This window comes from Jiella marina (genome assembly GCF_024359545.1).
Lineage (GTDB): Bacteria > Pseudomonadota > Alphaproteobacteria > Rhizobiales > Rhizobiaceae > Jiella.
The window spans coordinates 78180-98479 of record NZ_JAKQZG010000009.1 but is presented as its reverse complement, the minus strand read 5'-3'; the positions used below and the strand labels follow the sequence as shown (position 1 = coordinate 98479).

The window sequence follows — 20300 nt, the reverse complement described above, 5'->3', positions numbered from 1 at the left end:
TCGATGACGAGTCTTGATGGACTGAAGAAATTCGGCATCGCAACTTTCGCCGCGCTCGCTCTGTCGAGCGCGGCATCTGCGCAGGACCGCGAGTTCGGAGGCGAGATCGAACTCGTCGATCCGGACGTGTTCCGGGTCTGCGCCGATCCGAACAACATGCCCTTCTCCAACGAGGCCGAAGAAGGCTTCGAACAGGCGGTTGCGCGTCTCCTGGCTGAAAAGCTAGGGCGCAGCGAGGTGTCCTACACCTATTTTCCGCAGGCCACCGGCTTCGTGAGGATGACGCTGGGCTCCAATCTCTGCGACGTGATCATGAGCTATCCGCAGGGCGACGAGCTCGTTCAGAATACCAATGCGTATTATCGCACGTCCTACGCGCTGGTCTATCCGGAAGGCGGTGATCTCGCCGGCGTGGAGACGCTGGAGGACGAGAAGCTGAAGGACAAGCGGATCGGCATCGTCGCCGGTACACCGCCCGCAACCTATCTCGCCCGCGCCGGCCTGATCGGCAAGGCGAAGCCCTATCAGCTGATGGTCGACACACGCATCACCAATTCCGCCAAGGCGATGATCGACGATCTCAGCGCCGGCGAAATCGACGCGGCGGTGCTCTGGGGGCCGATGGCGGGCTACTACGCCAAGACTGCGAGCGAGGATTACACCGTCGTGCCGCTCGTTCACGAGAGCGGCGGGCCGGCCACGACGTTCCGCATCACCATGGGCGTGCGGCCGTCGGATCAGGAATGGAAGCGCACCCTCAACCGGGCGATCCAGCAGAACCAGACCGAGATCAACGACATCCTCCTGTCCTATGGCGTTCCGCTTCTCGATGAAAGCGACAGTCCGATCGAGCCGTCGAATGCGGCAGCGATGACGGATGATCCCGTGCCGTCAGACGGTGAGATGCAGAAGGCACCCGAGGATGCCGGTGATGCGGTGGAGCCTGAAGCAAGCACAAAGGGTTGAGCCGATGACTGCCGCCTCCGCGACCCCTGCCGGTGTCACCACACATCGCGACCGGGCGCGGATGGGAGCAAGATTTGCCGCGGTCATCGCCACGACCGCGGCATTCTCGTTTCTGGGCCAGCCCATCGCCGGCTCCCTGGCGTGGGCCGAAGACGGTGCCCACGCGACAGTCGATGTGCCCGAGCCGGACAATTATCGTATGTCCGACTATCGGGCGCCGGTCCCTTCGACGCTTGCAGGCGGCACCGTGATCGGCATCGACGACGCCATCTCGCTGCACGAAGCTGGCGCTCTCTTCGTCGACGTTCTTCCCCGAGCGCCGCGACCGAAGGGCCTGCCGGAAGACACGATCTGGCGCCCCGAACCGCGCCAGAACATTCCTGGATCGATCTGGCTGGTCGATACGGGTTATGGGGAACTCGCCCCGGTCATGGAGCGGTATTTCTTCGATGGCCTCGAGCAGGCCACGCAGGGCGACAAGGCTGCGCCGGTGGTCTTCTACTGCAAGCGGGACTGCTGGATGAGCTACAACGCCGCCAAGCGCGCCATCCGCGATGGCTACACGTCAGTCTCCTGGTATCCCGAGGGCACGGACGGCTGGGCTGAGGCCGGCCGGCCCCTGGAACCAGTCCAGCCCGAGCCTCGCCCGGACGAGTAAAGCTTGCAGTTGCCTCTTCGCGGGAGACGAATGGCCCATCGCCCTTCGAGATTCTCCCGGCTTTGGCGGCCTCGCACATGAGCGTGGGGTGGCCGATTTCTCTGGCCTGAGGTCGAGTTACGACGACAGCAGGTCCGCGTATTTGTCGCGCAGGACGTTCTTCTGCACCTTGCCCATCGTGTTGCGCGGCAGTTCGTCGACGAAGACGACGCGTTTCGGTTGCTTGAAGCGGGCGAGCTTGTCACGCAGTGCGGCGACAACCTCGTCTTCCGTCATCTTACGCTGGGCGACGACAACACCGACGACGCCTTCGCCGAAATCCGGGTGCGGCACACCGATGACGGCGCTCTCGACGACGCCGTCGAGCTCGTCGATCACGAGTTCCACCTCCTTCGGATAGACATTGTAGCCACCGGTGATCACGAGATCCTTGCCGCGGCCGACGATGGTCACATACCCATCGGTATCGACAAAGCCGAGGTCGCCGGTGATGAAGAAGCCGTCCTCGCGGAATTCCGCCCTGGTCTTTTCCGGCATCTGCCAGTAGCCGGAAAACACGTTCGGACCCTTCACCTCGATCACACCGATTTCGCCCTGGGGCAGAGTCGCGCCAGTCTCGGGGTCGGTGATGCGAATCTCCGTGCCCTTGAGCGGAAAGCCGACAGTGCCCGCCCGGCGCTCCCCTTCATAGGGGTTGGAGGTGTTCATGTTGGTCTCGGTCATGCCGTAGCGCTCGAGAATGCGCTGGCCGGTCCGCGCTTCGAAGGCGCGGTGGGTCTCGGCGAGGAGCGGGGCCGATCCGGAAGTGAAGAGCCGCATATGGGCGGTGGAATCCCGGTTCAGCCGCTCGTCGGCCAGAAGCCGCGTGTAGAAGGTCGGAACGCCCATCATCGAGGTTGCCTGCGGCAGGTAATGGAAGACCGCGTCCGGGTCGAACTTCGGCAGGAAGATCAGGCCGGCGCCGGCGATCATCGCCGTGTTGGAGGCGACGAACAGGCCGTGCGTGTGGAAGATCGGCAGGCAGTGGAGAAGCTCGTCCTGTGCCGTGAAGCCCCATGTGTCCCGAAGAACCTCCGCGTTCGACAGGAGGTTGGCATGGGACAGCATCGCCCCTTTCGAACGGCCGGTGGTGCCGGAGGTGTAGAGGATCGCGGCCAGGTCTTCCGGGGTCCGGGCGACCGTCTCGAATCCGGTTTCCGCGGCAAGCGTCTTGTCGCTGAGCGAGCCGGCGCTTTCATCCGGCGAGTGCCAGACGCCGAGGGTCTCGATCACGGCGCCCGCCTTCTGCGCGACGGGTTCCAGCGCGTCGCGTTTCTTCGGATCGCAGACAAAGATACGCGGCCTGGCGTCGGTCAGGAAGTATTCGATCTCCGCCGGGGTGTAGGCGGTGTTGAGCGGCAGGAAGACGCCACCGGCGCGCACGGTGCCGAGATACAGGATCAGCGCCTCGATCGACTTTTCCACCTGAACGGCAACCCGGTCGCCGGGCTGCAGCCCGAGGCCCGTCAGTACATTCGCGAAGCGCCCGGAAACATCCTCCACGTCCTGGTAGGTGAAATGGCGTCCGTCCGGAAGTAGCGCGAAACGCCGCTCGGGTGTCTTGCGGCCGGCAGCGGCCAGCCCGTCGAACAGAGTGTTGGTCATGCGACGTCCTTCATCGTATGTCCGCTGCGGCCGGGCAGAAGGCCGGTGACGCCGCGGCTCGCGGCGATCTCGGCGTCGGCCGCGTAGGCTTCGTGCCGTTGTTCGACGCGGGGCAGGTCGTAGAGATAGTTCACCATCAGGCCATAGGCCTGTTTGAGGCCGCGCGGCGAGGGATCGCCCATATGCATGATCCGGTTGAGCATCGCGCCATTGCCAAGATGGAAACGGGCGACGGGATCCTGTGGTTGTCCGTCGCTGCGCTTGGCGCGCAGGAAATAGCGGGCCGCGAGCGACAACATGCCCTGACGGGCCTCGTCCACCTTTGTTGGGTCGGCGTACCAGTCATTTTCCCCAATGACCTTGAGGGTCCGCTTTTCCGCAGGCTCCAATCGTTCACGAAGTTCGTCGGGCAGGCCCTCCAGCCAGGCGGCGAATCCGGGCACCGGCGAAAGCGTCACGAAGGTCTTCAGGGACGGGATTGTCTCCTTGAGGTCTTCGGCGACCTGCTTGATCAGGAATGAGCCGAACGAGACGCTGGCGAGCCCCTTGTGGCAGTTGGAGATCGAATAGAACACGGCGGTCTGCGCTTCTTCCGGCGCGAGCACATTCCTTTCGCTGTCCAGGACCGAGGCGATCGAAACCGGGATTTCGTCGGTGAGCGCGACCTCCACGAAGATCAGCGGGTCGTCGGGGATCGAGGGGTGGAAGAAGGCAAAGCAGCGTCGGTCGGCGGGCTGGAGGCGCTGGCGCAGCGCGTCCCAGTTTCCGATCGCGTGGACGGCCTCGTAACGGATGATCTTCTCCAGGATGCTCGCCGGGGTGTTCCAGTCGATCGGCCTCAGCATCAGGAAGCCGCGGTTGAACCAGGACTGGAACAGATGCCTGAGATCCTTGTCGACCGGCCCGAGCCGCGCGGGGTCCTCCCGGCAGAGCGGCAGCAGGCGTTCCCTGAGCTTGACGAGTTCGGCCGTGCCGCCGGGCGCGAGATTCAGCCGGCGGAACAGTTCTTGGCGCGGCGGCTCGGCGATCCGTTGCAGGACGCCCAGCGTCTCCGGTCCGGGCTCGGCCGCGTAGGCGGTGGCTGCTTCCGCGAGTTTCACCGGATCGGGCGCGAACTCCTCGGCCAGCATGTGGAAGAAGCGCTTGATGCCCTTTTCGTCGAGGGCACGAACCCCGTTGATGATCTCGGCCGCCATGCGCACGCCCGTCGCCTCGCCCGGCGAGGAAACGAGCCGGTGGCAGAGCGCCGCCAGTTCCGTGAGTTCGAGCGAACGCGGCGCTTCTTCCCCCGAGAACCACGACCGGGCGCCGATGGAACTCAAAAGGTCGGAGAGAAGCGAAACGCGGCTCATAGTTCGGGTCCCATGATCAGGTCCGGCAGGAACAGTGCGATCTGCGGGAAGAGGCATAGCGCGACGATGCCCAGCACCATGCACAGGACATAGGGAATGGAGCCTCGCAGGATCGAGCCCAGCGAAATGTCCGGCGCAATGCCGTTGATCACATAGAGGTTCAGACCGACCGGGGGCGTGATCAGGCCGATCTCCATGTTGATCGTCAGAACCACCGCGAACCAGTAGGGATCGAAGCCGGCATTGGTGACGATCGGCAGAAGGATCGGCGCGGTCATCAGGATCACGCCCACCGGCGGCAGGAAGAAACCCGCCACCAGCAGGAAGACGTTGATCACCGCCATCAGGACCCAGCGGTTGACCTCCATGTCGGCGATCGCCTGGGCGACGGTCTGGGTGATGAAGAGCGAGGAAAGGGCGAAGGCGAAGAGTTCCGCGGCGCCGATGATCAGCATGATCATCACGCTCTCTTTCAGCGTGTCGCGGAAGATCACCGGCATCTGCGAGAACTTCCACGAGCGCGAGAAGATGCCGTAGACGATCGCGACCAGGAGCAGACAGAACAGCGCGCCCACACCCGCGGCCTCGGACGGCGTCGCGACGCCGCCATAGAGGACGTAGAGAACGCCGACGATGATCGCGAGGAAGGGGAGAACCCGCGGCAGTGCCGAAAAGCGCTCGGACATGGTGAAGCGCTGAGTGAGGTCCGACAGGCCCAGGCCCTGACGTTTGCAGGCGATGATCGTCCAGGCCATGAAGAAGGCGGTCAGCATGAAGCCCGGAAGCAGCCCCGCCAGAAAGAGTCGGCCGATCGAGGTCTCCGTGGCAATGCCGTAGACGATCATCGTCACCGAGGGCGGGATCAGAATGCCCAGCGTGCCGCCGGCCGCGATTGATCCCGCCGCGATTTCGGACGGGTAGCCGCGTTGGCGCATTTCCGGAATGCCCATCTTGCCGATGGCGGCGCAGGTGGCCGGCGACGAGCCGGAAAGCGCAGCGAAGATCGAGCAGGCGCCGAGATTGGACAGGACAAGGCCGCCGGGCACACGGTTCAGCCAGCGATCCAGCGCTTCATAAAGGTCGCGGCCCGCCGGCGAGGAGGCAACCGCCGCTCCCATCAGGATGAACATCGGAATGGCGACGAGACTGAAGGGAGCGAGAAACCCGAAGAACTGCTCGCCAACCGTCTCCAGGAAGAACCCGCCATAGACCATGTAGAGCGCGCCCATCGAGACGAGGCCGAGGGCGAAAGCGATCGGCATGCCGATGGCAAGAAGCGCCAACAGCGCAACCAGCATGACAAGGCCGGAGATGAGCGGCGTCACGGGCGGGTCTCCTGAGGCGATGTCGCTTCGAAGGCTTCCTGGGGTGTGTGGCTCACCTCATCGCTGCCGTCGAGGCTGAGGCGGATGATTTCCGCGACGTATTGGAGGGCGAGCATGACCGTGCCGACCACCATCGGCAGGGCTGGCATCCAGAGCGGCACGGCCCAGACCGTCTCGCTGGTCCAGTCGTTGACCCACGCTTCCTCGAAATAGAACCAGGCGGCATAGGCGAGAAGAACGACGAAGACGAGCGACAGGAATGCCGAAAGAAGCTGCATGATCAGGCGGACGGGCCGGGCTGCGGCGATCTGCAGGAGGTCGACATTCACGTGACCGCGCACGATCAGCACCCAGGGCGAGCCGAGAAAGGTCGCTGCGACGATCGCATAGGCGGTGTATTCCGTCTGCCAGATGGTGGACTGGTTCAGGACGTAGCGCACGAAAACCATGTGGCAGACCGAGAGCACGGCCGAGAACAACAGAATGGCGGCGAAGACGCCAAGCCCGCGCGAAATCGCGGAGACTGCCGCAATATAGAGGCGCATGGGCGCTCTCCGTCGAGGCCGAGACGTGAAGAGCAGCGCCCCGGATAAGAAAACAATGTCGGAATGGAAACGGGCCGCCGGTGATTTCCGGCAGCCCGCGAAAAGCAGTCTGTGCTTATTCGACGGCGAGAGCCGCGTCGATCAGTTCCTGACCGTTCGGAACCTTTTCGGCGAAGTTCTTGTACGACGTCTCCTGGGCGATGTTCAGCCAAGCGTCGTAGTTCTCCTTGGACATCTGGACGACTTCGACGCCGTTGTCCTTGTAGGTCTTGATCAGATCCTCATCGAGCTTCTTGGCCTCGCCGGCGAAATAGTCTTCCGCTGCCTGGCCGGCGGCCATCACGGCCTGCTGCTGCTCTTCGTTCAGACGATCGAAGGTGCGCTTCGACATCAGTATCGGCTCGTACATGAACCACAGCGCGTTCTCGCCCGGTGCCGTGAGGCACTTGGAGACTTCGTAGATGCGGTAGGAGACGAGCGAGCCCGACGAGGTGTTGGCGCCAGTCAGAACGTTCTGCTGCATGCCGGTGTAGATTTCCGACGACGGCATGGAGGCGATCGAGGCGCCAGCGCCGGCGAGCATCTCCTCGAAGGCTGGTCCCGCTGCGCGCAGCGTCTGACCTTGCGCGGAATCGGGCGTGGTGATGCACTCCTCGGAGGATACGAAGCCGCCGGCGAGCCAGGCGTCGGAAATGACGATTGCTCCGGCGTCCTCGATGATCTTCTTGATCTCGTCCATGAAGGGCGAGTCGTTCAGCCGCATGGCGCGGTCGTGATTGCCGACGAGGCCGGGCATGAGCGTCGCGGAGAATTCCGGATGGCGGCCGGAAGCGTAGTCGAGCGGGAAGGCGGTCAGGTCGACCTGTCCCTTGGTCACCGCGCCCCACTGATCGCGCGGCTTGAACAGCGATGCGCCCGGGAAGACCTGGACGGACAGACCCACATCGGCCTTCTCCAGTTCCTCACCGATGAGCTGCACCATTTCGTCGCGGACATCGCCTTTGCCGCCGGGCCACTGGTGCGAGGCGCGCAGCGTCATGTCCTGTGCGATCGCCGACCCGGTGAGCGCAGTGGCGCAAACGGCGGACAGCAAGATTGCCTTCATTGTCATTCCTCCCAATTTTTCATGCATTGCAGGCTCCTCCGGCCCTTGTGATCAGCCAACACTCACTTGCACACTCTGTCAAGGAGATTGTATACGATTTCCATGAGTTCGTTTGTTCACAGGCCTTTCCACGTGTCGGATGTCAGTTCGTCGAGCGTCGCGTCCCGCTCGAACACACAGCGCGGCGATCACTCCGCCCCCAATAGCAGCGGACAAGGCGACGCCTCAGCCGGGGCGGGGCCGCAAGACCGTCCCCGCGCGGTCGGAAGGCCCGCCCGTCCCCGAGCGGGCGAAATTCGCGACTTTCTCGAACAAGAAATCGTGACCGGCGAGCGCCGGCCGGGGGAACGGCTCGACGAATCCGCCGTCGCGGCGCGGTTCGGCGTGTCCCGCACGCCGGTTCGCGAGGCGATCAACCAACTCGTCTCCGCCGGTCTTGTCGACCAGATCCCCAATCGCGGCGCCTTCGTGCGCGGCATGGGGCTCGCCGAACTCGTCGAGATGTTCGAGGTCATGGCCGAGCTTGAGGGCATGGCCGGGCGGCTTGCGGCGCGTCGGATCGGGGAGGGCGAACGCAAGCGGCTCCGCGAGGCGATGGCGGCCTGCGCCGAAGCGGCCGAATCCTCCGATACCGACGCCTATTATTACGAGAACGAGCGTTTCCACCAGGCGATCTACGATTCCTGCGGCAATGCCTTCCTGGCAGCGGAGGCCCGGCGGCTGCACATTCGCCTGAAAGCCTACCGGCGGCTGCAGCTCAGAGTGCCGCAGCGCATGCGCCAGTCGCTCGCCGAGCATCAGCGCATCGTTGCGATGATCGAGGCCGGCGATGGCGAGGGGGCGGAAGCGGAACTGAAGTCGCACATTTCCGTCCAGGGCGAACGCTTCGCCGATCTGGTGGCGAGCCTCAAGGCACCGCTGCCGCGCGGATGAAACGTCTCGGAACCTTCCGAAATCACGGTCTCTATCGAGGTTCAGCGCCGTCGCGAACGGCGATCGAGGGCCGGACGCGGCGCTCCGTGCAACATTCCGGCGGCTGCGGGATTAGCCCCCGAGCAAAGGGCCTTTGAAATGGTCCGAACCTTGAGGAGACAGTCATGAAGAAGACGCTTGCTTTCGCCCTTCCCCTGCTTCTGGCCGCGGCACCCGCTGCAGCCCAGACCGATGCCTCGGGCTCCAGCGACATGATGGAAGGCGCCAAGACGGTCGAGATGAAGGGCGCAGACGGCGGCTCGATGGGAACTGTCTCGTTCATTCCGACGCCACAGGGCGTCATCCTCGACGCAAACCTGTCGAACGTGCCGGAAGGAACGCACGGCTTCCATATTCACGAGACCGGACTTTGCGAGGGCGACTTTTCCTCCGCCGGCGGGCACTACAATCCGACCGACAAGGATCACGGCTTCCTGGCCGAAAACGGCCCCCACGCCGGCGACCTGCCTAACATCAGCTCCGCGAACGGGACCGTCCGGGCGGCCGACTTCACGCCGCTGGTCACGATGACCGGCGGCGACGCGCCGCTTGACGACGATGACGGATCAGCTCTGATCATCCATTCGGGTGCCGACGATTACATGTCGCAGCCTTCCGGCGACGCGGGCGACCGGGTTGCCTGCGGTGTGATCTTCCCGCCGGAGTCCTGATCGCCAACGGCCAAGGCTTTCGAGCATCATCGGAAATGCGACGGTCGCCCCTGTGGCGGCCGTTTTTGCGTCGGCACATCCTGGCCAAAGCGAAGGGCCATGGCGCACCATCAAACGCGCCGCGGACTGCGCGACCCTCTCAATCCTCCGGCAGCCAACTCTTCGGCTTGTAGCCGGGCAGTGCTTCGATCCGCGCAAGCCAGGCGCGGATGGCCTCGTGGGCCGAGAGGTCGAATCCGCCTTCTTCGGCCGTCGCCGTATAGGGATAGAGTGCGATATCGGCGAGGCTTGGCCGTTCGCCGCCAAAGAACGACTGCTTTCGCAGATGCTGTTCCATCACCTGCAGCGCCTGTCGCCCACCTTCGAGAGTCAGGCGGAGCCGCTCCTCGGTCGCTGCGGCCTTGCGATGCGGATAGATCGACAGGGACCGCCGCACGGCGACGGTCACTTCGTGGCCGTTCTGCTCGAAGAACATCCAGCGCAGCATCGTCGCCCGGTCGAAAGAATCGTCCGGAACGAAGGCGGTGCCCTCGCCGAGAAAGGTCAGGATGGCGTTCGACTCCGGCAAGGTGCGGCCGTCGTCCAGTTCCAGGAGCGGGACCTGCCCGGCCGGGTTCTTTACGAGATACGCCTCCGAGCGGGTGGTGCCGTCGAAGGTCGAAACCTCGACATGGCGAAACGGTCGACCGATCAGCGCCATGAGCAGCCGCGGCTTGTAGCAATTGCCTGAGTCGGCCATGCCGTAAAGGGTGATCATAGTCGGGCCTGTTCCTTCATTTGTCTCGAGCTTGCCCGTCGGAGGGCCGCCGCGCCAATTCATTCTCGTGAAGTCACCCATCAACCGTAGTGGCGACGAACGGGACTTGCGCGTGCGACGAGCCTCGAAGCGGCTTGCACCTTCCCTTCGCGAGGACTAGGGTCCGCGACGTTTTGCGGCACAGCATGGCGCCGTGCCCTCATCCTGAATCAGCGGAGTTTTCGAAATGGCGTTTCTTGCCGCCGCCCTCGATCGCGTGAAGCCTTCGGCCACCATCGCCGTCTCTCAGAAGGCCCGCGAACTCAAGGCGAAAGGCCGCGACGTCATCGGGCTCGGGGCCGGCGAGCCGGATTTCGATACGCCGGACAACATCAAGGCCGCGGCGATGGAGGCGATCCGTCGCGGCGAGACGAAATACACGCCCGTCTCTGGCATTCCGCAGCTTCGCGAGGCGATCTCGAAGAAGTTCAAGCGCGAGAACAATCTCGACTACAAGCCGGAGCAGACGATTGTCGGCACCGGCGGCAAGCAGATCCTGTTCAACGCCTTCATGGCGACCCTGAACCCGGGCGACGAGGTGATCATTCCCGCGCCCTACTGGGTCAGCTATCCGGAGATGGTTGCGATCTGCGGCGGCACTTCGGTCTTCGTCGAGGCGGGAATTGCGACGGGCTTCAAGCTGACGCCGGAAGCACTGGAAAAGGCGATCACGCCGAAGACCAAGTGGTTTCTGTTCAACTCGCCGTCCAACCCCTCGGGGGCGGCCTACACGCATGACGAACTGAAGGCCCTCACCGACGTGCTCCTGCGCCATCCCCATGTCTGGGTGATGACCGACGACATGTACGAGCATCTCGTCTATGGCGACTTCACCTTCGCCACTCCGGCTGAGGTCGAGCCGAAGCTCTACGAGCGCACGCTGACGGTGAACGGTGTGTCGAAGGCCTATGCGATGACCGGCTGGCGGATCGGCTATGCGGGCGGGCCGCTGACGCTCATCAAGGCGATGGACATGATCCAGGGCCAGCAGACCTCGGGCGCATGCTCGATTGCCCAATGGGCGGCCGTCGAGGCGCTGGACGGGCCTCAGGACTTCATCGAGACCAACCGCAAGATATTCGAGGGCCGGCGCGATCTGGTCGTCTCGATGCTCAATCAGGCGAACGGTGTCGACTGCCCGTCGCCGGAAGGGGCTTTCTACGTCTACCCGTCCTGCAAGGGCCTGATCGGCAAGCGCGCGCCGAGCGGAAAGACGATCGAGACGGACGAGGATTTCGTGACCGAACTCCTGGAAACCGAAGGCGTCGCCGTTGTCCATGGCTCGGCTTTCGGACTGGGCCCGAACTTCCGCATTTCCTACGCCACCTCGGAGGCGTTGCTGGAAGAGGCGTGCTCGCGCATCCAGCGCTTCTGCGGCTCGCTCGCCTGAGCGCTGCCTCTCTCAGAGTTCAGCTGATATTGCAGGTCGCCGTGGCCCTTGGCCGCGGCGACTTTCGTTATGCGGGAAGCGCGGGCAAGAAAAAAGCCGGGTTCGAAGAACCCGGCTGAGCGTGGTCTTGAAAAGACCCTATGGGAGGAAACAGCCGGAGACGATCGACTGGGAGGAGGTGCCGATCCGTCCGACTGAGAAAGAGAATAATATCTCAGCGTCGATGAGCAATCTGTTTCACGGCATGGCAGCTATGCGCGAGTGTAATAGCTAATTTTTATCGAACGAAGAGAAAATAAGAGAAAATACAAAAGTCGCAATAGAAAAAATCTATCATGCGTCAGCGAGGCATGAGCGAATGCGATAGCTCCGGTCAGTTTGCCCTTCGCGGCGTGACGACTGAAGAAAGGGCTCGTCGGAGAGCCATTAACCCTGTCCAGCCATTTTACCGGTTCGAAAGGCTGTGATCGGTCTGCACCCTTACCGAAGCCCAGCGAAAGACTTAATCTCTCCTTAACGAGGATCGCCCCGCCTCCGGGCGAACCGTTTCCGAGAGGATCCCCACAGGATGAGCGCATCGCAATCCTACACATTGCGCGGGCAGGTCACGCGGCTGGATGCGACGACGCGGGTGACGCTGGCCGTTCTGGCGCTCGCCAGCGGCGTCTACACCTATCTCGGCGTGCGCGAACTGCTGGACGGCACCGTCAACACGGTCTTCCTGGGCGCGATCATCTATTCCTCGGCGGTCTCGGTCGCGATCTACGCCTTCTGGTCCTACCTGATGCGCCTGATGCCGCATGTGCGCCATCCGAGCGGCCGGCGCATGCTCTATCTTGCCATGGCGATCGGTTCGGCGATGATCATCGCCATGTCCTCCTGGCTGAACGCCGCGGCGCTCGCCGGGGCGGCGGCGCTGGAGCAGCATCTGGCGGTGACAACCGAATCCTACCAGCAGAAGCTCAACGAAGCCCACGAGAACGCGCTCGCGGCCCAGAGCCTCCTGCCGGATATCCAGCTCGCCTCGCAGCGATTCTCCCAGCTTTCCGATCAGGAAGCACGATCCGGCGTGCTGACCGGCACGTCCGGGTCGGGAACCGTCGTCCAGCTCCTCCGCCAGATGTCGAGCCAGCTGACCGGCCTGCAGCGGGAGATCGAGGGCTCGCGCGAGCAGGTGCGCACGCTGTTCGAACAGGGCGGGGAGCATCTGTCTTCGATGCGCAGGCTGGTCAGTTCGCAAGGGCCGATCGCCGAACGCGCCAACGCCTATGCCGAGGAAGCAGTGGCCCTCTCCGGCCTCCTGACGGCGCTCGAGCAGACCTCGGTGGCCCCCGCCGTCCGCCGCGCGGCGGAGGATCTGGGCGGCAGTTTCATCGCCCCGATCGCCGATGGCAGCGATGCCGATCTTAGGGAGCGCCAGAGCCGCGTCGTCGGCACGATCGAGGCCGCGGTGCGGGCGCAGAGCGATGCGCTGGCCCAGGCGGCCGACGAGATCCTGGCCCGGCCAATGGTCGAACCCCTGCGCTTCACGCCGCTGTCAGCGCCGGAAGCGGTGATCCGCTATGCGCGCGATTTCATGCCGTCATGGGCGGGGGCGATTTCCATCGACCTCCTTCCCGCCGTGCTGATCTTCGTCCTGTGCATCGTCCAAGACGTGATCCGCCGCGAGGAAGGCGAGGAACTGGAACTCGGCGGCGATATGAGCGCGGCCGAACTGATGCGCGCGCTCCGGATCCAGAAGCGCCTGCGGGCGACTGAGGCCGGCCACGGCGCGGCGGAGGCGGAACACGGCGCCGATGCGGACGAACCGGTCCATCCGCCGGACGATGACGACATCGTCCAGCGCAATCGCCCGGCCGGTGCGACGCCGTTTCCCAAGACGGCGGCCCGATGAGGTCTCGCTCTGACCGCATCGCCGGGGCCGGGCGGCGATGATCGGCGACGAGAAATCGCCGGGCTGGCTGGAGCGCATGGTGCTGGCATTGCCCGAAGGCGCCGTGTTGCGCTGCGTCTTCGTCGCGCTTCTGTCGGTCGCGGCGGGAATCGTCTTCATCGACTATCGGGAGATCGCCGAGGCCTCCCCCGATGAAGGGCGGATCAGCCGAACCACGCCGCTGCCGCTAGACCGGCCGAAGCCCGGCGATCAGATCCGCCCCTATCTGCCGCGCACCATGCCCGTCGCCCCCGATCGCGGCGAGCCGAGCCTGCCGGGCTATGACGGCCCGGTCGAAGGCGAGGCGCTGGCCGAGCCCATGCGGTTCTTTTCGGGGCCGGATGGCCAGGTCACGGCGATCGGCCGGATCGAGATCGGTACGGCGGAGGCGATGCGCGAGTTTCTGGCGAGGCCGGAGGCGGAAGACGCCAAGGCCATCGTCCTGCATTCACCCGGCGGATCGGTGGCGGATGCCATCGAAATGGCGCGCGACATTCGCGGGTTGAAGCTCTCGACCGCCGTACCGGCGGACGGCTATTGCGCCTCGGCCTGTCCGCTCGTCTTGTCCGGCGGCCTGACGCGCAAGGCCGGCGAGGGCGCCTGGGTCGGAGTGCATCAGGTGTATGCCGTATCCGGTGCGGAGCCGGGTCTCGCCTCGACGATCGACCGCTCCATTGCCGAGATCCAGGCGACGACCGCGGAATGCCAGGAACTGCTCGTCGAGATGGGTGTCGATCCCGCTTTGTGGATCAAGGCGATGCAGACCCCGGCCGCAAGCCTCTATGTCCTGACCGAGGAGGAACTGGCGGCATTCCGTTTGGTGCGGCCGTTCCCCGACGGCGAGAGCTTCATCGGCCCACCGGCGCCGCGCTACCCGCGCTTCGAGGCGCTTCCGCCGGAAGCGCCCGATCCGGAACCGACGGCGTCCGAAATCTCGGATCGAGAACCGGCTGCGCCGGTCTCGCGTCCGGGCGACGACGCGGAAGAGGTCCCGGGGTCAGCGTCCTGAGAGTCCGCCCCGTCAGATGTGCCGTTCGAGGGATTTGATGCCGCGCAGGACGATCAGCGTCACGAAGACGGCCAGAATGGCGATCCGGAACTCACCCAGTCCGCAGGCCAATCCCACCGCGCCGGACAGCCAGAGAGAGGCTCCGGTCGTCAAGCCACGAACCTCGCCCTTGGCCTGAATGATCGCCCCCGCGGCCAGGAACGCGACGCCCGAGGTGATGGCGCCGATCATCCGGATCGGATCGGCACGAACCTGATCCGCGTCGTAGAGACTGACCAGCACGGTCATGAGAAGCGTGAACACACACGCGCCGAGGCCAACCAGCATGTGCGTGCGCAGGCCCGCCGATTGCTCCTGGTGCTCGCGCTCGAACCCGACGGCACCACACAACACCGCCGCCGCCGCAAGACGGATAAGGTCGGACCATAATTCCGGCCAGTCGACAAGAGACGTCAATTCACTCATGCCCGACATAGGGCGGAACGACCGATATGGTTCCACCGGCGAGGGAGTTTTGCGACCTCCATTCGATCAGGAGGCGTGGTCGCTCGTTGCCTCCCGCAGAAAGGCGCTCAGCGAGGCCAGCGCCGGAGCGCGATACTCTTCGCTCTCTTCGAGGGTCTCGTGTCGCGCGCCTTCGACAAGAAGCGTCGTGACCGCTTCGCAGCCGACCTTCTTCAGCGCGGTTTCCAACTCGGTGATGGCGCGGCCTTCACGGGTCGCCGGATCGGCCGTGCCGCCGACGAGGTGGATCGGCAAATGGGTCGGCAGTAGCGACAGACCGGCCTGCGATCCTGCCTCGAAGATCAGCTGGGTGATGTCCTGCATCATCGAGATGGTGGGCGTGAAGCCGCATAGCGGGTCGGCGATATAAGCATCGACCGCCGCCGGATCGTGGCTCAGCCAGTCGAACGGCGTGCGGCGCGGCTCGACCGATTTCGCCCAGGCGTCGAAGGTGGCACGGCGGGCGAGATCGCTGGCGACGTCGGATCCTTTCAGAGCCTTCTCGGCCTTGAGCGCCCAGCGCCCCACCCGGCGCTCGACGCCGGCCGAAAAGTCCGCGTTCCACACGCACAGTCCGGCCAGTTCGCGGCCGAAGCGCTCGCCGTAATTCAGGGCGATGTGGCCACCCATGGAGTGGCCGAATACGACCACCGGCAGATCGGGATGCGTCTCCAGCGCATGGCGGTGGACGGCGCGACAGTCCCGCAGCACCGCCTCGGCGCCATGGTTCCGCGCGAACCGTCGTAGCGGGGCGTCCGGCGCGACCGTGGAGCCGTGACCGCGATGGTCATGGGCGTAAACATGAAAGCCCAGCGCCGCCATTTCTCGCGCAAACCGGCCATAGCGACCGGCATGTTCGGCCAGACCGTGCAGGACCAGGAGGATCCCGCGTGCCGGCGCCCTGGCCTGCCTGTAATAGACGTGCAGCGTCGCGCCGGATCGGCTGTCGAGCGAGAATGCCGTGTCGAATGCCAAATCGTGCGCGCCCCCGAACCAGTTTCTGGCAGGGGAGCTAGGCTTCGTTCCGGTCTGTGCCAGAGCGTGGGCCGGGAATGCGACGCCCCCAATCCTCGATCGTCATTGTGGTGCAACCCTGAGGAGCCTATCGTGATCTAGCGTCGCTACAGGGAGGATCACGATGCGCAGGCTTGCCTTGGTCGTTCTCATGTTGGCCGCCAGCCAGGCCTTGCCGGTATCGGCTGCGGCGCAGGAGCCGCTTGACGGCTTCGTCATCGCGCGGCAGGCCTGTGACGCGACCCCATCCATTCGCAATGCCGAGAATGAGCGCGGCACCACGCTTACTGTCGGTCAGGCCTACGAACTCCTCGGCGAGAACCGCGCGAACGGCTCGCACTACTATGTCGAAGTCCCCGGAACGAGCCCGTCGCGCCGCTGGATCGAAAAGCGCTGCGGCGACTGGGTCAAGCTTCTTGCGCGGGGCGAAGCCTTCGATCGTGGAACGCCAGCCCCGGGCACAGGGTCCGACCAGGGCAGCGGCAATGGCGCAAGCCAGCCGGTCGCTGACGAAACAGGCGCGGGTGCGGGCGAAGGAGCCGAGACCTCGCGCGAACTGGCGCGGACGCTTGTGTTGGCGATCAGCTGGCAGCCGGCTTTTTGCGAGCGGGCATCGAACCGGCCGGAATGCCGGAGCCAGACCGGCGATCGCTTCGATGCCGACCATTTTTCGCTCCACGGTCTCTGGCCGCAGCCGCGCCGGGTGGAATATTGCGGGGTCGCCCCGTCCGACAGGGCAGCGGACCAGGCCGGAAGCTGGGGCGAACTCGATTCCGTCGCGGTAGACGAGGCCACGCGCCAAGAACTTGCCAGGCAGATGCCCGGAACCCAGTCGCATCTCGATCGACACGAATGGGTAAAGCACGGCACCTGTTACGGTACCTCGGCCGACGAATACTTCGATGATTCGCTCGCGGTGCTCGAAGCGATCAATGCCTCGGCTGTCCGCGATCTGTTTGCGGGCGCGGTCGGGGAGAGGTTGACGCGGTCCGAAATTCGCGCCGCGTTCGATCAGGCCTTCGGCCCGGGTGCCGGCGAGCGGGTCCGCGTTTCCTGCAGCCAGGATGGCGGCCGGACTCTGATCGGTGAACTCACCATCGGCCTCGTGGGCGAGATCGAAGCCGAGCCCGATGTCGCATCACTGATGGCGGCAGCGCGGCCGACCAATGGCGGGTGCCGCGAAGGTCTCGTCGATGCGGTCGGACTCCAGTGATGCGGCTGCAGAAGCGAAAGTAAAAGATGCTTCGCATCGAGCTTATGCCACCTTTGCTCGGCTTGATGTCCGGCCGAATGCGGCTGACACGGGTTGAAGCGGTGATTTCTTCGGCGTTATAGTCTGTGGCATCGGTGGCAGGACTGAACTCGATCCTATCCCGACTGTCAGGATCGTTTTTCACGATTTGTGCGGTCGTCATCCTGCCGCAGCGGTAATGATGGCAAGACCGGAGACGTGCTCCCATGTCAGGCAAGGCTGCTTTTGCCGCGCTCCTCTCGTCATGGTTCGCAGTGTTGGGGCTCGTTCTGACCGCGCTCGGACCCGCCAGCGCCGAACAGAAAAGCTTCGGCCCCTTCGTGGTCGACAGCACCAGGCCCGAGGTCATTCGCCTCGATGGGGTGATCGACAGCCGCACGGGGCTGAACTTCCGCTATGCGCGCCGGGCAGCGCCCGATGCCGATACGCTGCAATTGAACAGCCGGGGCGGCTCGCTGATCATCGCGCTTCTGATCGCCGACGAGATCTTTCAGGACCAGATGAAGACGGTGATCGGCGAAGGCGATGTCTGCCTTTCGGCCTGTTCCTACATCTTCCTTGCCGGCAACCAGCGCCAGGCGAGGGGGCAGCTGGGCGTCCACCAGATCTCCTCGTCCACCGGCAACGTGCAGGCGACGCAGACGGCGATTTCGGATATCGCCGAATTCCTCAACCGGGTCGGGGCGCCGCCGGAGATCCTGCCGATCATCTTCCGGACGCCGCCCGACCAGATGTATGTCTTCGATCCGGACGAACTGACGAATTTCGGCATCAACAAGCTGGCCGCCCTCGAGCCGGCGCCCCAACCTTCGCCTGCTCCAGCCCCTTCGCCGGACCCCGTGCCGTCACCGATCCCCCGCCAGCCGGCCCCCGCGGTCGACGCGCCGAACAGCGCTGTCGATGCAGCGCAGCGCAGCCAGGCGGAAGCCATGCTCAAGCTCGGCCTGCGTTATGCGCAAGGGACGGGTTTCGCGAAGGACGAGGCGAAGGCGGTCGAGCTCTACACGCGCGCCGCCGAACTCGGGAGCGCTCAGGCCCAGTATTTCCTCGGTTCCCGCTATGCCCACGGCAATGCGGTTCCCGAAGATCATCAAAAATCGGCCTTCTGGTATCAGAAAGCCGTGGATCAGGGCCATGCCGGCGCGATGCTCAATCTCGGCGTCAAATATGCGCAGGGCAAGGGCGTCACGAAGGACGTCTCCCAGGCCATCTCGCTGTATCAAGGCGCCGCAGATCGGGGCAAGACGCGGGCGATGCGCTATCTCGCCAAGCGCTACGCAGACGGGGACGGCGTGCCGCAGGATCTGCGCCGGGCCGTCGACCTCTATCGTCAGGCGGCGGAGAAGGGCGACGAGAGGGCGCAGTTCAGCCTGGCCGTGCGGCTGGCGAACGGCACCGGCGTGCCTAAGGACGAGCCTCAGGCTGTCGCCTGGTACCAGAAAGCCGCGCAGAAGGGGCACGTCGTCGCGCAGCGCTATCTCGGTCGTCGTTATGCCAAAGGCGACGGCGTGCCGAAGAGCGACGAACAGGCGGCCTACTGGTATCGCAAGGCGGCCGAACAGGGCGACAAGGACGCGCAGTTCAGCCTCGCCGTGCGGCTGGGCAACGGAACCGGCGTGGCAGAGGATCAGACAGAGGCGGCCGCATGGTACCAAAAGGCCGCGCTTCAGGGACATACGGTGGCGCAACGCTATCTCGCCATACGCTATTCCAAGGGGCGCGGCTTGGCCAAGGACCCGGAAGAGGCTGTGCGATGGTATCGCAAGGCGGCCGAACAGGGCGACAGCGCGGCCCAACTCAATCTCGGTGTCATGCTCGCCAAGGGCACCGGGACGCCGCGCGACGTTTCGGAGGCGGTGTCCTGGTATCGCAAGGCGGCCGAGGGCGGGCATGCCGTGGCCCAGCGCTATCTGGGTGCGCGCTACGCCAAAGGCTCCGGCGTGCCCAAGGATGCCGCTCTGGCCGCCGAGTGGTACCGCAAGGCGGCGGATCAGGGCGATGCGGACGCCCAATTCAGTCTCGGGCAACTCTACGAGAACGGCAGCGGCTTGCCGAGGAACCGGTCCGACGCCCTCGAATGGTATCGAAAGGCCGCCGCGCAGGGTAACGAAGATGCGCGGAAAGCACTGGCGCGGCTACAGTAGTTGCGATCCGTGCTCCATACGCGGACCTCGACGACCCGCATCGAACAGCTTGCTGCTCCGTCCTAGAGACGGTCAGCGCAACAGACTCTCGATCGTATCGCTCGACTGCACGGCCGCGAATTCGATCGCGAAGCCGTCTTCCAGATGACGCACGACACGACCATGCATGGCGCCCAGCGTGATGCGGGAATTGAGCGCCGGGCGAACCGCGGCCTGCAGTGCGGCACCGGAGAGCGAAAGGTCGATGATCTTGACCTGGTAGCGGCGGCCATCTTCCAGCACGACCTCCACTCGCGGATCCTTCGGCGCGATACGCTGGTGACGGCGATCTTCCGGCAGGTCGAGTTCGGCGCGATTGGCGAACCAGGTGAGCTGCGCGGCGAGCTTTTCGCGCTTGCGGTCCGAATTGACGAGATCCACGGCGAAACCACCGGAGAAGCTGCGCACGACGCTGCCTTCGAGGCGACCGATGTGATCGATGTAGAAGATGATGCGCTCGCCGATTCCCGGTTCCACCGGCGTCAGGACGGAGATGCCGCCAGGCGACATGTTCTCCACACGGCACGGAAATTCGGAGAAATCCTCGCGCATGAACCGCCCGAGAAGGTCGAGCTTGACGCGGGCATACCGCCGCTTTTCGACGAACTCGGCCTCGGGGGGGGGAATCATCATGTTCATGGCTTCGGGCGCTCCCCGCTCGCGTGGTCCTGATGCACGCCCCAAGATTAGCTGAAGAGGGTTAACGATCGGTTCGTTCTTGTCGCACGTGCAGGCGTCGACGCTGGGGAGCAGGGATGAGGGCGGCGAAAGGAGCAATCGCGAAAGGTAAAGAAAAGCTTGCAAAACGCGCGCGGCGTTAACCAGGCATAAGAGATCGCGTTGCCGTTTTCGCCTGAAGAAGCTAGTGCGTAGCTCGATGATCTTGGTCTCCGTAGCGTAACGGCGGAGGTCGCGTTTACCGCCGGCCGCCGCCATTTCAACCGCCTTGCACTCTTTCTGTGCGGGCGGTTTTTTTTGCCC

General features: G+C 64.5%; 18 protein-coding genes. 9 read left to right on the top strand and 9 right to left on the bottom strand.

What is annotated here, in order from left to right; all coding sequences use genetic code 11:
- The first annotated feature begins 3 nt into the window (after window positions 1-3).
- On the top strand, window positions 4-966 hold the full coding sequence (locus tag MF134_RS15825) for a substrate-binding domain-containing protein (protein WP_255340436.1): 963 nt from the start codon (window positions 4-6) through the stop codon (window positions 964-966).
- A gap of 4 nt (window positions 967-970) precedes the next feature.
- Window positions 971-1624: a PQQ-dependent catabolism-associated CXXCW motif protein gene (locus MF134_RS15820; protein WP_255340435.1), complete on the top strand. Its 654-nt coding sequence runs from the start codon at window positions 971-973 to the stop codon at window positions 1622-1624.
- Between the two features lie 117 nt (window positions 1625-1741).
- Here the strand turns inward: MF134_RS15820 and MF134_RS15815 are convergent, their stop codons facing one another.
- The 5 genes from MF134_RS15815 to MF134_RS15795 all read right to left on the bottom strand — a co-directional run bounded on the left by MF134_RS15815 (window position 1742) and on the right by MF134_RS15795 (window position 7595).
- On the bottom strand, window positions 1742-3268 hold the full coding sequence (locus MF134_RS15815) for a malonate--CoA ligase (RefSeq protein WP_255340434.1): 1527 nt from the start codon (window positions 3266-3268) through the stop codon (window positions 1742-1744).
- Window positions 3265-4620: a malonyl-CoA decarboxylase gene (locus MF134_RS15810; protein WP_255340433.1), complete on the bottom strand. Its 1356-nt coding sequence runs from the start codon at window positions 4618-4620 to the stop codon at window positions 3265-3267. Before MF134_RS15810 ends, MF134_RS15815 begins: the two co-directional genes overlap by 4 nt.
- Entirely contained in the window at window positions 4617-5945 is a 1329-nt protein-coding gene (locus MF134_RS15805; RefSeq protein WP_255340432.1) for a TRAP transporter large permease, read from the bottom strand. Before MF134_RS15805 ends, MF134_RS15810 begins: the two co-directional genes overlap by 4 nt.
- Complete coding sequence (locus MF134_RS15800; RefSeq protein WP_255340431.1) at window positions 5942-6490, bottom strand: TRAP transporter small permease subunit; 549 nt, start codon at window positions 6488-6490, stop codon at window positions 5942-5944. The genes MF134_RS15805 and MF134_RS15800 overlap by 4 nt, the downstream gene beginning before the upstream one ends.
- 115 nt (window positions 6491-6605) lie before the next feature.
- Window positions 6606-7595: a TRAP transporter substrate-binding protein gene (locus MF134_RS15795; RefSeq protein WP_457590007.1), complete on the bottom strand. Its 990-nt coding sequence runs from the start codon at window positions 7593-7595 to the stop codon at window positions 6606-6608.
- 294 nt (window positions 7596-7889) lie between these two features.
- On the opposite strand from MF134_RS15795, the gene MF134_RS15790 reads away from it, so the two are divergent.
- Window positions 7890-8528, top strand: coding sequence for a GntR family transcriptional regulator (locus tag MF134_RS15790; RefSeq protein WP_255340539.1), 639 nt, complete (start codon window positions 7890-7892; stop codon window positions 8526-8528).
- A gap of 164 nt (window positions 8529-8692) precedes the next feature.
- On the top strand, window positions 8693-9238 hold the full coding sequence (locus MF134_RS15785; RefSeq protein WP_255340430.1) for a superoxide dismutase family protein: 546 nt from the start codon (window positions 8693-8695) through the stop codon (window positions 9236-9238).
- A gap of 139 nt (window positions 9239-9377) precedes the next feature.
- Here MF134_RS15785 and MF134_RS15780 read toward each other — a convergent pair whose 3' ends face one another.
- Window positions 9378-9995 carry a glutathione S-transferase family protein gene (locus tag MF134_RS15780; RefSeq protein ID WP_255340429.1) on the bottom strand — a complete coding sequence of 206 codons (618 nt, stop codon included), beginning with the start codon at window positions 9993-9995 and terminating at the stop codon, window positions 9378-9380.
- 226 nt (window positions 9996-10221) lie between these two features.
- Between MF134_RS15780 and MF134_RS15775 the strand changes: the two genes are divergently transcribed.
- From MF134_RS15775 to MF134_RS15765, 3 genes are all read left to right on the top strand, one after another.
- The gene (locus tag MF134_RS15775) at window positions 10222-11424 is read left to right on the top strand and encodes a pyridoxal phosphate-dependent aminotransferase (RefSeq protein ID WP_255340428.1); all 1203 of its coding nucleotides are present in this window, start codon (window positions 10222-10224) and stop codon (window positions 11422-11424) included.
- A 568-nt stretch (window positions 11425-11992) separates the two neighbouring features.
- On the top strand, window positions 11993-13318 hold the full coding sequence (locus tag MF134_RS15770) for a hypothetical protein (protein WP_255340427.1): 1326 nt from the start codon (window positions 11993-11995) through the stop codon (window positions 13316-13318).
- A gap of 37 nt (window positions 13319-13355) precedes the next feature.
- Entirely contained in the window at window positions 13356-14366 is a 1011-nt protein-coding gene (locus tag MF134_RS15765) for a COG3904 family protein (protein ID WP_255340426.1), read from the top strand.
- Window positions 14367-14378: 12 nt separating this feature from the next.
- Here the strand turns inward: MF134_RS15765 and MF134_RS15760 are convergent, their stop codons facing one another.
- The gene (locus MF134_RS15760) at window positions 14379-14831 is read right to left on the bottom strand and encodes an MgtC/SapB family protein (protein WP_255340425.1); all 453 of its coding nucleotides are present in this window, start codon (window positions 14829-14831) and stop codon (window positions 14379-14381) included.
- 66 nt (window positions 14832-14897) lie between these two features.
- Window positions 14898-15845 carry an alpha/beta fold hydrolase gene (locus tag MF134_RS15755; protein WP_255340424.1) on the bottom strand — a complete coding sequence of 316 codons (948 nt, stop codon included), beginning with the start codon at window positions 15843-15845 and terminating at the stop codon, window positions 14898-14900.
- A gap of 163 nt (window positions 15846-16008) precedes the next feature.
- Between MF134_RS15755 and MF134_RS15750 the strand changes: the two genes are divergently transcribed.
- Window positions 16009-17097, top strand: coding sequence for a ribonuclease T2 family protein (locus MF134_RS15750; RefSeq protein WP_255340423.1), 1089 nt, complete (start codon window positions 16009-16011; stop codon window positions 17095-17097).
- 245 nt (window positions 17098-17342) lie between these two features.
- Complete coding sequence (locus MF134_RS15745; RefSeq protein WP_255340422.1) at window positions 17343-19280, top strand: hypothetical protein; 1938 nt, start codon at window positions 17343-17345, stop codon at window positions 19278-19280.
- A 72-nt stretch (window positions 19281-19352) separates the two neighbouring features.
- Here the strand turns inward: MF134_RS15745 and MF134_RS15740 are convergent, their stop codons facing one another.
- The gene (locus MF134_RS15740) at window positions 19353-20255 is read right to left on the bottom strand and encodes a PilZ domain-containing protein (RefSeq protein ID WP_369695431.1); all 903 of its coding nucleotides are present in this window, start codon (window positions 20253-20255) and stop codon (window positions 19353-19355) included.
- Between the last annotated feature and the right edge of the window lie 45 nt (window positions 20256-20300).

Bases quoted from the DNA above. Each gene is read 5' to 3' on its own strand.
- MF134_RS15825 (WP_255340436.1), top strand. From the start codon at position 4: ATGACGAGTCTTGATGGACTGAAGAAATTCGGCATCGCAACTTTCGCC.
- MF134_RS15820 (WP_255340435.1), top strand. From the start codon at position 971: ATGACTGCCGCCTCCGCGACCCCTGCCGGTGTCACCACACATCGCGAC.
- MF134_RS15815 (WP_255340434.1), bottom strand. From the start codon at position 3,268: ATGACCAACACTCTGTTCGACGGGCTGGCCGCTGCCGGCCGCAAGACA.
- MF134_RS15810 (WP_255340433.1), bottom strand. From the start codon at position 4,620: ATGAGCCGCGTTTCGCTTCTCTCCGACCTTTTGAGTTCCATCGGCGCC.
- MF134_RS15800 (WP_255340431.1), bottom strand. From the start codon at position 6,490: ATGCGCCTCTATATTGCGGCAGTCTCCGCGATTTCGCGCGGGCTTGGC.
- MF134_RS15795 (WP_457590007.1), bottom strand. From the start codon at position 7,595: ATGAAGGCAATCTTGCTGTCCGCCGTTTGCGCCACTGCGCTCACCGGG.
- MF134_RS15785 (WP_255340430.1), top strand. From the start codon at position 8,693: ATGAAGAAGACGCTTGCTTTCGCCCTTCCCCTGCTTCTGGCCGCGGCA.
- MF134_RS15780 (WP_255340429.1), bottom strand. From the start codon at position 9,995: ATGATCACCCTTTACGGCATGGCCGACTCAGGCAATTGCTACAAGCCG.
- MF134_RS15775 (WP_255340428.1), top strand. From the start codon at position 10,222: ATGGCGTTTCTTGCCGCCGCCCTCGATCGCGTGAAGCCTTCGGCCACC.
- MF134_RS15770 (WP_255340427.1), top strand. From the start codon at position 11,993: ATGAGCGCATCGCAATCCTACACATTGCGCGGGCAGGTCACGCGGCTG.
- MF134_RS15765 (WP_255340426.1), top strand. From the start codon at position 13,356: ATGATCGGCGACGAGAAATCGCCGGGCTGGCTGGAGCGCATGGTGCTG.
- MF134_RS15760 (WP_255340425.1), bottom strand. From the start codon at position 14,831: ATGAGTGAATTGACGTCTCTTGTCGACTGGCCGGAATTATGGTCCGAC.
- MF134_RS15750 (WP_255340423.1), top strand. From the start codon at position 16,009: ATGCGCAGGCTTGCCTTGGTCGTTCTCATGTTGGCCGCCAGCCAGGCC.
- MF134_RS15745 (WP_255340422.1), top strand. From the start codon at position 17,343: ATGTCAGGCAAGGCTGCTTTTGCCGCGCTCCTCTCGTCATGGTTCGCA.
- MF134_RS15740 (WP_369695431.1), bottom strand. From the start codon at position 20,255: ATGGCGGCGGCCGGCGGTAAACGCGACCTCCGCCGTTACGCTACGGAG.